The sequence below is a fragment of the Streptomyces sp. NPDC093261 genome, assembly GCF_044753645.1.
GTDB lineage: Bacteria > Actinomycetota > Actinomycetes > Streptomycetales > Streptomycetaceae > Streptomyces.
In genome coordinates this window covers 46,513-58,855 of record NZ_JBIVNO010000001.1, presented here as the reverse complement: position 1 = coordinate 58,855, position 12,343 = coordinate 46,513, and the positions used below count along the sequence as shown (strand labels likewise).

Here is a 12,343-nt window from a genome sequence, read left to right as displayed (position 1 = left end):
GAGGCTTCCGCACCCCGCGATCCGCACTGTCGGCGGCGGCCCCGCTGGCACTCTTCTCCCTGACCACGGGGGTGTTCGCGGTGGGCGCCGGCGCGCTCGCCGCACTTCTTGTGCCGGGATCCACGGCACGGGCGCTCGTCTGGCTGGTGGTGACGATCGTCGCGGCGGCCTGCGCCGGTCTGTGGTGGGGACTCACCCCGGTCACGGAACGTCTCCATGTTCTCGGCCGGGCTGCGGCGACGGTTCGTCCGAGGGGCTCGGGGACCCGCTGACCTCCGGGACGCGCGCCGCCGCCGAGCGGCCGCGCAGCGCCCGGCCGACCCGCGCGGCGAGGGCGGTGACGACGGCCGCGCCGAGCGCTCCCAGCACCGTCTCGGTCAGGGGCGTCAGGGTGTCCGGGACGAGCCGGGGCGCCACCCGGGCCGACAGGGCGATGCTCAGCAGCAGCGCGCTGCCGCACGCCGTGCCCAGCAGCAGACGGGTCGCGGGCGGGCGTATGCCGCCCTCGCCGGGGGAGTCCCCGTCGTCCGGGAGGGGCACCGCCTCGGCCGGGACGGCGGACCCCATGGGGGAGCCGGGCGGGTCCCCCGCCGCCGGGAAGCGGAACGCGCGCAGCCTCCTGTACCAGTCAAGGAACCCGAGGACCGCCATGGGCCTTCCTCCCCGTTGTCCGCCCGGGCCGTCCCTCCCGGGCTTCAGCCGTTGCCGAGACTCTCCTGGACCGTGTCGATCAGCTCGATCATCCGGTCGCCCTCGTACGCCTTGGTGCTGATGTCCTCGAAGCACTCCTGGTAGCGGGCCGTGAGGCCGAGGTCGTCACGGTTGGCCACGCTGCCGGTGGCGCCTTCGAGATAGAGCAGGTCGTCGCCGTCCGTGAAGCCGAGCAGGGTGAAGGACGCGCCCATGCTGAAGTGCGCGCCGGCCGTGAACGGCAGCAGACGCAGGCTGACCCGCGGATGCCGGGACATCGTCTTGAGATGTTCCAGCTGCCGGCGCATCACCCCCGGCCCGCCGATGACCCGCCGGACGACCGCCTCGTCCAGGACGATGTGCACGTCCGGGCCGTTGTCCCCGTCGAAGATCCGTTCCTGCCGTGTCGTGCGCAGCTCAGCCGAGCGACGGGCCAGCTCCCCGTTCTCGCGGGGCGCGAGCTGGGCCAGGGTGTAGTCCTCGATCTGGAGCAGCGAGCAGATGACGGAGGGGTGGTAGAAGCGGATCGAGGTCGCGGCGCTCTCGTACCCCAGGTACTGGGCGAACTGCGGCCGCACCATGTCGTTGTACGGCGCCCACCAGGACGGTCCCTTCGACCCGCGGGCGGCCTCCTCGAGTTCGGCCACCAGTTCGGCGTCGGTCACGTGGTACAGCTGGAGCAGCGCGCGCAGATCGGTGACGCTCAGGCTCACCGTCCCGGCCTCCAGCCGGATCAGCTTGGACAGGGACCACTCCAGTGCGTCGGCCGCCTCCCGCTGGGTGAGACCGGCTCCCTCACGCGCCTTGCGCAGTTCGATGCGGAGCCTGCGTCGGTTCAGGCTCGGATCGATGTCCCTGGCCATGTCGCTCCCTGCTACACGTCGTCTTCGACTGGTCGGGCGGCCGACGTCGAGCAGCAACTCGCCCCCTAGAGTAGGTGAGTTGGGCGTGGGCGGCCAGACACCTGCGTGCTGCCACCTGTCTTTTCGACGTGGTCGTGATGCGGTGTAGAACGTAGCAAACCGGTATATCGCCCACCAAAGACCAAGCCCCGCAGTGAGATCACTGCGGGGCTTGACGTGAGGGGGCCCGGCGGGCCGGGCGCGTGGTACGGGGGTCAGGCGACGATCAGATAGATCCCGTACGCCACCGCCGCCGCGCACGCCGCGAAGCAGGCGTACGCGCCGGTGGCCGCGAGGGCGCCGCCCCGGGGGGACTCCTTCTTCGTGAGGCCCGCGACGCCCAGGGTGAACAGGCTCACCAGGGCCACGGTGACCACGAGGCTGACGCCGAAGACGGAGCCGAGTGCTGCCCAGTCGATCTTCATGAGGGGTGTGCTTCCTTAAACCGTCGCGGGGCGGGTCGGCTCCGCCTCCGTGGCAGGGCCGGTGGACTGGGCCGGGATGGTGATCTTCGGGCTGGTCGGGTCGGCGGCCGGGACCGCCGCGGTGTCCTCCGTCGTGAGCTGGCCGGCCGGCGGCGGGGCCACCGCGGCGATGGCCGTCGTGACGACGTCCGCGGGCTCCGTCTCGACGTCGTTGACGTTGTCGACCGTGACCCGCGTGCGGCGGGACAGGGACCAGATGACCCCGGCGCCGGCGAGCAGCAGCACACCGGTGGCGACCGTGCCCCAGGTGCCCTGCTTGGTGAGCATTTCGGCGCCCGCGCCGACCAGGCCGGCGGCCGGCAGCGTCATGACCCAGGCGACCAGCATCCGGGTCGCGGTGGACCAGCGCACCACACCGCCCTTGCGGCCGAGGCCGGAGCCCATGACGGCGCCCGAGCAGACCTGGGTGGTGGAGAGCGAGAAGCCGATGTGCGAGGAGGCGAGGATCGCGGTCGCCGCGCTGGTCTGGGCGGCGAAGCCCTGCTGCGGCGCCAGGTCGGTCAGGCCCTTGCCGAGGGTGCGGACGATGCGCCAGCCGCCCAGGTAGGTGCCGAGCGCGATGGCGAGGCCGGCGGAGACGATGACCCAGGTGGGAGGGTTCGAGCCGGGGGCGATGACACCGCCGGTGACGAGCGCGAGGGTGATGACACCCATCGTCTTCTGGGCGTCGTTGGTGCCGTGCGCCAGGGAGACCAGACCGGCCGAGGCGATCGAGCCGGCGCGGTAGCCCTTCGCGGTCGCCTTCTGGTCGGCGCGGCTGCCGATGACGTACGACAGGCGCGTCGCCAGCATCGAGGCGAGGCCCGCCACGATGGGTGCGGCGACCGCGGGGAGCAGGACCTTGGTGACGATGGTCGAGCCGTTGACCGCGGACCAGCCCGCCGAGGAGACGGCCGCGCCGATCAGACCTCCGAAGAGAGCGTGGGAGGAGCTGGAGGGCAGACCGAGAAGCCAGGTCAGCAGGTTCCAGAGGATGGCGCCCACCAGGGCCGCGAAGATGACTTCGACGCGTATGCCCTGTTCGTTGATGATGCCGCCGGAGATCGTCTTGGCGACCTCGACGGAGAGGAAGGCGCCGACGAGGTTCAGCGCGGCGGACATCGCCACCGCCGCCTTGGGCCTCAGGGCGCCGGTCGAGATGGTGGTCGCCATCGCGTTGGCAGTGTCGTGGAAACCGTTCGTGAAATCGAACGCGAGAGCGGTGACGATCACGATTCCGAGGAGGAGCGTGATGTGTTCCATTTACCCAGGCTTCTGTGGGAGGTCAGTGGCTGGTTAACCCTAGGCAATCTGAGTGAACAGAAGATGAACTAGAGGATGCCTGAGGGTGTATCAACCGGCGTGTCGACCCTTCGTTTGGATGGGGTGATGCCGGTCACGTTCTCGAACAAAGCCGGAATTTCCGCTTCCGGAAGCCTTGGTGGCCATCCGGTGGCTCTCGGGTGGGCATCCTCGGGTGAATTCGGGGGCTGCCGAAGAGATTTCGGTCACTTCGCGGGTTGTTGCGGCCGAGAGAGAGGTTACGTAGGCATTTGGGTGGCTTATTGAGTTTCAGATCCTTTTGGGCGATTTGCCCAGAGTGTCGTACTGTCTTCCGCCCGTGGTCCGCCCGGTCACCGGCGCGCCCGACGCCCTCCTGGAAGGATCGCGGCATGGCAGAGCAGCGACGCGACGCGCGGGACGCGCGGGAGGACGGACGCGGGGGAGCGGGGGCGGTGGTGCCGGAGCCGGGGGACGAGGTGGCGCGCGCCTGGGAGGAGCTGATGGCGACGGCCCGCCGGACCGTGGCCGACGGACTGGTCGTCGGCACCTCCGGCAACGTCTCCGTACGCGTCGGCGACACCGTGCTGGTCACACCCACCGGAGTGCCGTACGAGCGCCTGGCGCCCGGCGATGTCGTCGGGGTCGGTCTCGACGGCCGGCAGGTGCTCGGCTCCCTGCGGCCGACGAGCGAGCTGCCGATGCACCTCGCCGTCTACCGCGCCACCGCCGCGCGGGCCGTCGTCCACACGCACGCCGTGCACGCGACGGCCGTCTCCACGCTGGTAGCGGAGCTGCCGCTGATCCACTACATGGCGGGAGCGCTCGGCGGCGCGGTCCGGGTCGCCCCCTACGCGACCTACGGCACCGAGGAACTGGCCGCGAACATGCTCGGCGCCCTGGCGGACCGCACCGCGTGCCTCCTGCGCAACCACGGCACGATCGCCTACGGGTCCTCGCTCGCCCAGGCGTACGACCGCACGGCACAGCTGGAGTGGATGTGCCGGGTGTGGCTGACGGCGTCGTCGGTGCCGGGACTCACCCCGGCCCTCCTCACCCGCGCACAGCTCGCGGAGGCTGAGGAGCGATTGCGGGGGTACGGGCAGCAGTAAGCAGGTAGGGCGGCGACCGGGAGGGCCGCTACCGCGCCGCGGGGCGGCACACCCCGCACGGCGCCCGTGCGGTCCTCCGGCTGGCCGGGGGCGACCTCCGACGGGAGACTGGACCAGTGCGCACTGTGAAAGCGGCGGCCGCAGCCGTCACCGTAGCCATCGCCGCGGGTGCTGCCGGCGTAGCCGCCGGCCGCTTCGCCAGCAACGCCGCGCTCAAGGCGCCACCGGGCCGCCCGCTGCCCACCGAACCCCGGCTCACCGTGCACTCCACAGCGGCCGGCCGGATCACGCTCACCCGCGACCTGGCCTCCCAGCGCCCCGGCGTCTACGGCCTGTCCGGTGACGGCTCCCACGCCGTCGTCGGGCCGGTGCTGAACACCGCCGCCCACTCCGCCGACACCGTCGTACGCCGTCTCGAACGTGTGATCAAGGGCACGCTGGAGCCCGGCGACCGGGCGTGGCTCACCCCGAACCTGTACATCGGCGACCCGGGCGCCGCCCTCGGTCTCGACCACGCCGACGTCGAGGTGCCCGGCGAACTCGGGGCACTGCCCGCCTGGTTCGTGCCCGGCGTCCGCGACACCTGGGTGATCACCGTGCACGGGCTCGGCACCACCCGGGAACACCCGATGAACGTCATGGAGTTCCTCCACCGGCTCCAGTTCCCGGTGCTCGACCTCGCCTACCGCGGCGACCCCGGGGCACCGCGCCCCCTGGACGGCCTGAACCACCTCGGCGAGACCGAGTGGCGGGACGTGGAGGCCGCCATCCGCCATGCCGTGGGCCACGGCGCCGAGCGGGTCGTGCTGCACGGCTGGTCCACCGGCGCCACCATGGCCCTGCGTGCCGCCGCGTACTCCGGGCTGCGCGAGCGGATCTCCGGGCTGGTTCTGGACTCGCCGGTGCTCAACTGGGAGGCCACGCTGCGTGCCCTCGCCGTGGCCCGCCGCACCCCGGGCGCCCTGCTGCCGCTGGCCGTCCGCGCCGCCCAGGGCCGCACCGGTCTGCCCGGCGACCACGTTCACGGGCCCGTGGGCCCGCCCCAGCTCACGGTGCCGACCCTCGTCTTCCACGGTCCCGACGACGCCGTCGCGCCCTGGGCGCCCTCCCGCCGTCTCGCGGAACGCCGCTCGGACCTCGTGACCCTGCACACCGTGCGGGACGCCCCGCACGGCGCGATGTGGAACGCGAACCCCAAGGCCTACGAAGAGGCCCTGCGGCGCTTCCTGACCCCGCTGATGTGAGCCCGCGACCATCGCCGTGCAGGCCCGCCCCCACCGCCGCCGCGCACGGCCCACGCGTGCTCCCCGGCCCCGCCCCGCGGCGGCACCGCGCCCTGCCCCGCCGGGGCCCTTCCGCTTAGCTCTGCCCTAGGGGCCCCAGCCCCGTCACACCCGCTTTCGGACCCAACGCGTTGGCCAGCCCTGTCGCCCCCTGTGACATTCCGTTTGGGTTTTCGGACCGTCAACCGGAAGACTGCCCCTGTGACGTCCCGTACCCCGCGCGACTCCAGGCTCCGACTCGTCCGCCCGCGGCCTCTGGCCGCCGCTCCCCGAGCGGTGGCCCAGGGCCGCTCGCGCCGCCCCGCCCCCCGGCCCCCCGAGGGCACGCCCCCGCCCGCGGAGCTGGCCGGAATGGCCCGTGCCGGCCTGGCCGGCGCGGCCCGTGTCGCCCGCTGGGCCGACCGCTCGCTCGGGCCGGGCCGTGACGTCGCGACCTCCGACGGCAAGGGCACCCTCTCCGACACGACCGCCGAACGGGCCGCCGCCGACCTCGGCCTGAGCGTCGCTCAGGTGCGTGCCGACTGGGACACCGCGCGCCTGGCCGGCCTGGTCGAGGTGCACGGCGACATCGCCCGCCCCGGCTGGCGGCTGCGCGCCTGGAACCGTGACGACTCGGCGGTCCTGCGCGGCTGGGTCGCCCTTTTCGACGCCTGGTCGCTCGCCTACCCCGAGCCCGCGGACCGCGAGCACGCCGCCGTCGCCGAGGTCGTCTCGGCCATGCCGCAGGTGCTCTCCTTCCTCCAGCTGTCCGCCGGGCCCGTCCCCGTCGAGCAGCTCCTCGACCTCCTCGAACAGCGGGTCACCGAGCTGCGCACCGAACGGTGCGAGATCCACTACGTCCCGCCCGTCGCCCCGCACCCCTACGAGGCACAGCTCCGCGCCACCCCCGCGGGCCCCCGGACGGCACCGGGCCAGTACCCCGGCGAGGAGCCGGTCGAGGACACCCCCCTCGCCCCTCTGCTCGACTGGGCCCTCGACGCGCTCGCCTCCGTCGGTGCCCTCACCTGTGCCGACGGGCAGGCCACCCTGACACCGCTCGGCAGCTGGGCGGTCTGGGTCAAGCTGGAGCAGATCTGCGTCGCCGCGCAGAGCCCCGCCGGGAACATCGAGCAGAACGCGGAGGACATGCTGCGCGGCTGCGCCGGGCTCCGGCCGAACGCGGCCCGCGCCGAGTACCGCGCCTGGCTTGCCGCCCGCCCCGTCGGCAGCGCCGTCACCGAGCTCCTGGACGCCGCCCGCGGCGAGGACGCCCTCCTGCGCGGCCTGGCCTTCGAGGCGCTGCGCGTGGTCGGGGCGCCCGCCGAACCCGATGTGCGCGCCGCCGCCGAGGAGACCGCGCTGCGCCCCTACGCCCTGATCTGGCTCGCCGAGCAGGAGGGCACCGACCCGGAGGACGCCCATGAGGTGCTCACCCGGGAGGAGGCCACCTGGCTGTGGGTCGACACCGCCGCGGCCGTCGCCGACCACGGCGAGGCGCCGCTCCTGGTGCGCCACCTGGAATCCGCGGTGCAGCCCACCGTGCCCGCGCTCCTCGACGAGGTCCGCGCGGTCGGGCACCCCCGCACCGTGCAGGTCCTGGTCGCGCTCGCCGCCGCGCACCCGGACCCGGCGCTCGCCAAGGCCGTGCGCCGCGCCGCGTTCCAGGTGCACACCGGAGGCAGCTGACCGCCGCTCAGACGGTCGTCTCGGGGACGTAGGTGCCGAAACTCCAGATGTTGCCCTCGGCGTCACGGGCCATGTACTCCCGTGCGCCGTACTCCTGGTCCGTCGGGGGCATCAGGATCTCCGCGCCGTGCTCCGCGGCCCGCTGGTGGTGGGCGTCGACGTCGTCCACGACGACGTACACCGCGCACGGGCCCGCGCCCTGCATGGCCTCGTCGAAGGGGCCGCCGCGGCCCTTCGAGCCGAGCATCACCGCGCCGTTGCCCTGCACCAGCTCGGCGTGCAGCACCGAGCCGCCCTCTTCGTCGCTCTCGTAGACCGACAGCTCCGTGAAGCCGAACGCCTCCGTGAGCTGTCTGATCGCCGCCTTGGCGTCCGCGTACAGCAGCGTCGGGTAGATGCTCGGACGCCTGCCGTCCATGCCCGCCATCCCGCTCACCCCTCCCGCAGTCCCGGCCGGAGACCCGGCCCGTCACCCAGTCTGGCATCGGCCGCCGACAGCGCCCCGCGGGCCGGCGCTCCGGTCCCGGACAGCAATGAGCATCACAGTGCCGAACGACCGCGTACCGAAAAAGCCCTTGCACGCCACCGTTAGACTGGGGCCCATGGCCATTCTCCTCGCGCATTAGACGGCGGGAACGTCCTCAGCCGTCCGTCCCGCCACCCGCCCCCGCGCTGCGAGCAGGGGGATTCCCAGCCCTGGAGTCTGTCCGTGATCTCCGCCTCCGGTATCGAGCTGCGCGCCGGTGCCCGCATCCTCATCGAGAACGCCAGCTTCCGCGTCGCCAAGGGCGACCGCATCGGCCTGGTCGGCCGCAACGGCGCGGGCAAGACCACCCTCACCAAGGTCCTCGCCGGCGAGGGCATCCCCGCCGCGGGCACCGTCACCCGCTCCGGCGAGGTCGGCTATCTGCCGCAGGACCCGCGCACCGGCGACCTCGACGTCCTCGCCCGTGACCGCATCCTCTCCGCACGCGGTCTCGACGTGCTGATCCGCAAGATGCGCGAGAACGAGCAGCGCATCGCCACCGGCAAGGGCTCCACGCGCGACAAGGCGATGAAGCAGTACGAGCGCCAGGAGACCGAGTTCCTCACCAAGGGCGGGTACGCCGCCGAGGCCGAGGCCGCCACCATCGCCGCCGCGCTCAATCTGCCCGACCGTGTGCTCGGCCAGCCCCTGCACACGCTCTCCGGCGGCCAGCGCCGCCGTATCGAGCTTGCCCGCATCCTGTTCTCCGACGCGGACACCCTGCTGCTCGACGAGCCGACCAACCACCTCGACGCCGACTCGATCGTCTGGCTGCGCGACTACCTGAAGACCTACCGCGGCGGCTTCATCGTGATCTCGCACGACGTGGACCTGGTCGACACGGTCGTCAACAAGGTGTTCTACCTGGACGCCAACCGCTCCGCGATCGACGTCTACAACATGGGCTGGAGGCTCTACCAGCAGCAGCGCGAGGCCGACGAGAAGCGCCGCAGGCGCGAGCGGCAGAACGCCGAGAAGAAGGCGGCCGCGCTGAACGCACAGGCGGACAAGATGCGCGCCAAGGCCACCAAGACGGTCGCCGCGCAGAACATGGCCCGCCGCGCGGACAAGCTGCTGGCCGGCCTGGAGGCCGTCCGCCAGTCCGACAAGGTCGCCAAGCTCCGCTTCCCGGAGCCCGCGCCCTGCGGCAAGACCCCGCTGATGGCCGAGGGCCTGTCGAAGTCGTACGGCTCACTGGAGATCTTCACCGACGTCGACCTGGCCATCGACAAGGGCTCCCGGGTCGTCATCCTCGGCCTCAACGGCGCCGGCAAGACCACCCTGCTGCGCCTGCTCGCGGGGGTGGAGCAGCCGGACACCGGTGCCGTCGTCCCCGGTCACGGGCTCAAGCTCGGCTACTACGCCCAGGAGCACGAGACCCTGGACGCGGACCGCACGGTTCTGGAGAACATGCGCTCCGCCGCCCCCGACATGGATCTCGTCGAGGTCCGCAAGGTGCTCGGTTCCTTCCTGTTCTCCGGCGACGACGTCGACAAGCCGGCCGGTGTGCTCTCCGGCGGCGAGAAGACCCGCCTCGCCCTCGCCACCCTCGTGGTGTCGTCGGCGAACGTGCTGCTGCTCGACGAGCCCACCAACAACCTCGACCCGGCCAGCCGCGAGGAGATCCTCGGCGCGCTGCGCACCTACAAGGGCGCCGTGGTCCTGGTCACCCACGACGAGGGCGCGGTCGAGGCGCTCCAGCCGGAGCGGATCATCCTGCTGCCCGACGGCGTCGAGGACCTGTGGGGCGCCGGCTACGCCGACCTCGTCACCCTCGCCTGACGCCCCGCGCCCGTGGGGTCGGCACCGGTTGACCGCACGGGTGATCCACTGCGTATGGATCATTCGGCCCATCCGTGATCCATCATCTGTGTGAGATCTCCTCGTACCGGGGTGTGTCCTACACGCAATTGACGGCCGAGTCCTTTCGTTCCAAGGACTCGGCCGTGGCGTGTCGCTGACCTGGTGGTTCCCGGATGAACCCGTTCGGGCGTACGGACACGACAGGGCGGAACACCTGATTCCACTCGTGGGGATGCGCTCCTGTCGTCACAACCTTGTGGCACAGACCTTGCCGAATGGGTGGCCATCACGCCCCCGAGGGGTGATCATGAGGAGACCAGAGCGCACTTCCCATGAGGAGGCACGGGTGGCCGAGACTCTGAAGAAGGGCAGCCGGGTGACCGGCGCCGCGCGCGACAAGCTCGCGGCAGACCTGAAGAAGAAGTACGACTCCGGTGCGAGCATCCGGGCGCTGGCCGAGGAGACCGGCCGCTCGTATGGCTTCGTTCACCGGATGCTCAGCGAGTCGGGCGTCACGCTGCGAGGGCGTGGCGGGGCGACACGGGGCAAGAAGGCCACGACGGCCTGACGCCGGGCGGCTCATCGGCTTCGACGGTGGCCACCCGGTCGGTCGGGTGACCGGCCGGGTGGTTACTGTGCAGTCACTTACGGGTGTGATGTCCTCGTACGGCATCCGCTCCTGACCGCACCCATCGGAGGCGCCGCATGGTTTCGCTCGACCCGGAATTCGACAAGGACGGGCCGGTACTCGACAAGGACGGCGTACGGCTCACCGTCGACGGCACCATCGCCACGGTGACGCTGACCAACCCCGACAAGCGCAACGTGCAGAGCCCCGCTCTGTGGCGGGCGCTGGCGGAAGCCGGACGCGTGCTGCCCGGCTCTGTCCGCGTGGTGGTGCTGCGCGGCGAGGGCAAGTCGTTCTCGGCGGGGCTGGACCGCCAGATGTTCACGCCCGAGGGGATCGCCGGCGAACCGACCTTCATCGACCTGGCGCGCAGCAGCGACGCCGAGCTGGACGCGGCCATCGCCGGATTCCAGGAGGCGTTCACCTGGTGGCGGCGCAATGACCTCGTGTCCATCGCCGCCGTGCAGGGACACGCCATCGGCGCGGGGTTCCAGCTCGCGCTCGCCTGTGACCTGCGTGTCGTCGCGGACGATGTGCAGTTCGCCATGCGCGAGACCAGCCTGGGCCTCGTCCCGGACCTCACCGGCACGCATCCGCTGGTGAGCCTGGTCGGGTACGCCCGCGCGCTGGAGATCTGCGTGACGGGCCGCTTCGTCCTGGCCGATGAGGCCGTGGCCAGCGGGCTCGCGAACATCTCCGTGCCGCGGGAGGAACTCGACGGCACCGTACGGGACCTGGCGTCCGCCCTGCTCGCGCCGGACCGGAACGCGGTCATCGAGACCAAGGCCCTGCTGCGCGGGGCGCAGGAGCGGTCCTACGAGGAGCAGCGCGCCGCCGAGCGCGCCGCGCAGGCTCGACGCCTGCGGGACCTGGCCGGCAGCGGCGACTGAGGCACGGCAGCCGCTGCGCCTGCCCGCCCGCCGACCGGACCGGTCGACGCGGCGGGCGGACGCGGGGTGCCGTCCCGAGCGCGCCGGCCGGTCAGGAGCGCCCGGACCGGCGCGGCAGGGCGGCGCGTGGCGATGTCCGGCGGCAGCGGTCCGCGGGCCCGTCGGCGGGCCGGTGCCCGGTGGCAGCACTCCGCATACCCGCCGACGGTCGCGGCGCCCGGCGGCGGGTCGCGCTGCTGAGGCGGATCGTGTTGTTCAGAGGCGGTGCGCGTGCCCGGCGTGGCGGGTCGCGCTGTTCAGGGGTGCTTCGCGTCCTCGGCGCGGTGGGTCGCGCTCAGCCTCAGAAGCCGTGCCGGAAGCCGCCGTCCACCGGAAGCATGATGCCCGTCAGATACGACGCCGCCGGTGACAGCAGGAACGCGGCGGCACGGCCGAACTCCTGCGGGGAGCCGTAGCGGCGCAGCGGGATCCGGGCCTCGTTGGCCGCACGCGTTGCCTCCGGGTCCGCGGAGAGCGAGTCCAGCTCACGCACCCGGTCGGTGTCGATCCGGGCCGGGAGCAGGGCGACGGCACGGATGCCCCGCGGGCCCAGCTCGTCCGCGATCGACTTGGCGAAGCCCGCGAGCCCGGGGCGCAGACCGTTGGAGATGGTCAGGCCCGGGATCGGCTCGTGCACGGAACCGGAGAGCACGAATCCGATGACACCGCCCTCGGCCAGCTCCTCCGCGGCCGCGCGGGCCAGCCGTACCGCGCCCAGGAACACCGACTCGAAGGCGGCGGTCCACTGCTCGTCCGTGTTGTCGGCGAGATAGCCGGGCGGCGGCCCGCCGACGCTGATGAGGATGCCGTCGAAGCCGCCGAAGTGCTCGCGCGCGGCGGAGATCAGCCGGGCGGGCGCCGCAGGGTCGGCGTTGTCGACGGCCACCCCCACCGCGTTCGCACCCAGCTCGGCCGCCGCCTCGGCGGCCCGCTGCTCGTCACGGCCCGTGACGACCACCTTCGCCCCGTCGGCGACGAGTTCCCGTGCCGCAGCGTTGCCCAGTCCGCGGGTGCCACCGGTGACGACGTACACCCGGTCCTTCAGTCCAAGATCCATGGC

Annotated in this window: 12 protein-coding genes; 6 read left to right on the top strand and 6 right to left on the bottom strand. The window is 72.4% G+C overall.

Annotated features, from left to right (window positions below; all coding sequences use genetic code 11):
* Window positions 1–201 precede the first annotated feature (201 nt).
* The 4 genes from ACIP94_RS00300 to ACIP94_RS00285 all read right to left on the bottom strand — a co-directional run bounded on the left by ACIP94_RS00300 (window position 202) and on the right by ACIP94_RS00285 (window position 3,319).
* Entirely contained in the window at window positions 202–651 is a 450-nt protein-coding gene (locus tag ACIP94_RS00300; protein ID WP_402417593.1) for a hypothetical protein, read from the bottom strand.
* Window positions 652–695: 44 nt separating this feature from the next.
* Entirely contained in the window at window positions 696–1,553 is an 858-nt protein-coding gene (locus ACIP94_RS00295; protein ID WP_402417591.1) for a helix-turn-helix domain-containing protein, read from the bottom strand.
* A gap of 254 nt (window positions 1,554–1,807) precedes the next feature.
* Window positions 1,808–2,017 (bottom strand): hypothetical protein, encoded by a 210-nt coding sequence (locus ACIP94_RS00290; protein WP_402417590.1) that lies wholly within the window; start codon window positions 2,015–2,017, stop codon window positions 1,808–1,810.
* 15 nt (window positions 2,018–2,032) lie between these two features.
* Window positions 2,033–3,319 (bottom strand): anion permease, encoded by a 1,287-nt coding sequence (locus ACIP94_RS00285; protein ID WP_402417588.1) that lies wholly within the window; start codon window positions 3,317–3,319, stop codon window positions 2,033–2,035.
* Between the two features lie 410 nt (window positions 3,320–3,729).
* Here ACIP94_RS00285 and ACIP94_RS00280 point away from each other — a divergent pair, with 410 nt between their 5' ends.
* The 3 genes from ACIP94_RS00280 to ACIP94_RS00270 all read left to right on the top strand — a co-directional run bounded on the left by ACIP94_RS00280 (window position 3,730) and on the right by ACIP94_RS00270 (window position 7,397).
* Entirely contained in the window at window positions 3,730–4,449 is a 720-nt protein-coding gene (locus ACIP94_RS00280) for a class II aldolase/adducin family protein (protein WP_402417586.1), read from the top strand.
* 116 nt (window positions 4,450–4,565) lie between these two features.
* Window positions 4,566–5,693 (top strand): alpha/beta hydrolase family protein, encoded by a 1,128-nt coding sequence (locus ACIP94_RS00275; protein ID WP_402417585.1) that lies wholly within the window; start codon window positions 4,566–4,568, stop codon window positions 5,691–5,693.
* Window positions 5,694–5,933: 240 nt separating this feature from the next.
* Window positions 5,934–7,397, top strand: coding sequence for a hypothetical protein (locus ACIP94_RS00270; RefSeq protein WP_402417583.1), 1,464 nt, complete (start codon window positions 5,934–5,936; stop codon window positions 7,395–7,397).
* Between the two features lie 7 nt (window positions 7,398–7,404).
* Here ACIP94_RS00270 and ACIP94_RS00265 read toward each other — a convergent pair whose 3' ends face one another.
* On the bottom strand, window positions 7,405–7,824 hold the full coding sequence (locus ACIP94_RS00265) for a VOC family protein (RefSeq protein WP_402417581.1): 420 nt from the start codon (window positions 7,822–7,824) through the stop codon (window positions 7,405–7,407).
* Between the two features lie 282 nt (window positions 7,825–8,106).
* Here ACIP94_RS00265 and ACIP94_RS00260 point away from each other — a divergent pair, with 282 nt between their 5' ends.
* From ACIP94_RS00260 to ACIP94_RS00250, 3 genes are all read left to right on the top strand, one after another.
* Entirely contained in the window at window positions 8,107–9,705 is a 1,599-nt protein-coding gene (locus ACIP94_RS00260; protein WP_402417579.1) for an ABC-F family ATP-binding cassette domain-containing protein, read from the top strand.
* Window positions 9,706–10,072: 367 nt separating this feature from the next.
* On the top strand, window positions 10,073–10,294 hold the full coding sequence (locus tag ACIP94_RS00255) for a helix-turn-helix domain-containing protein (protein WP_010987827.1): 222 nt from the start codon (window positions 10,073–10,075) through the stop codon (window positions 10,292–10,294).
* A 137-nt stretch (window positions 10,295–10,431) separates the two neighbouring features.
* Entirely contained in the window at window positions 10,432–11,244 is an 813-nt protein-coding gene (locus ACIP94_RS00250; protein ID WP_402417577.1) for an enoyl-CoA hydratase/isomerase family protein, read from the top strand.
* 340 nt (window positions 11,245–11,584) lie between these two features.
* On the opposite strand, the gene ACIP94_RS00245 is transcribed toward ACIP94_RS00250, so the two are convergent.
* Complete coding sequence (locus ACIP94_RS00245) at window positions 11,585–12,340, bottom strand: SDR family oxidoreductase (RefSeq protein WP_402417575.1); 756 nt, start codon at window positions 12,338–12,340, stop codon at window positions 11,585–11,587.
* Between the last annotated feature and the right edge of the window lie 3 nt (window positions 12,341–12,343).

Excerpts from the sequence above, each read along its gene's own strand:
- ACIP94_RS00300 (WP_402417593.1), bottom strand. The coding sequence starts at position 651 with ATGGCGGTCCTCGGGTTCCTTGACTGGTACAGGAGGCTGCGCGCGTTC.
- ACIP94_RS00295 (WP_402417591.1), bottom strand. The coding sequence starts at position 1,553 with ATGGCCAGGGACATCGATCCGAGCCTGAACCGACGCAGGCTCCGCATC.
- ACIP94_RS00290 (WP_402417590.1), bottom strand. The coding sequence starts at position 2,017 with ATGAAGATCGACTGGGCAGCACTCGGCTCCGTCTTCGGCGTCAGCCTC.
- ACIP94_RS00285 (WP_402417588.1), bottom strand. The coding sequence starts at position 3,319 with ATGGAACACATCACGCTCCTCCTCGGAATCGTGATCGTCACCGCTCTC.
- ACIP94_RS00280 (WP_402417586.1), top strand. The coding sequence starts at position 3,730 with ATGGCAGAGCAGCGACGCGACGCGCGGGACGCGCGGGAGGACGGACGC.
- ACIP94_RS00265 (WP_402417581.1), bottom strand. The coding sequence starts at position 7,824 with ATGGCGGGCATGGACGGCAGGCGTCCGAGCATCTACCCGACGCTGCTG.
- ACIP94_RS00250 (WP_402417577.1), top strand. The coding sequence starts at position 10,432 with ATGGTTTCGCTCGACCCGGAATTCGACAAGGACGGGCCGGTACTCGAC.
- ACIP94_RS00245 (WP_402417575.1), bottom strand. The coding sequence starts at position 12,340 with ATGGATCTTGGACTGAAGGACCGGGTGTACGTCGTCACCGGTGGCACC.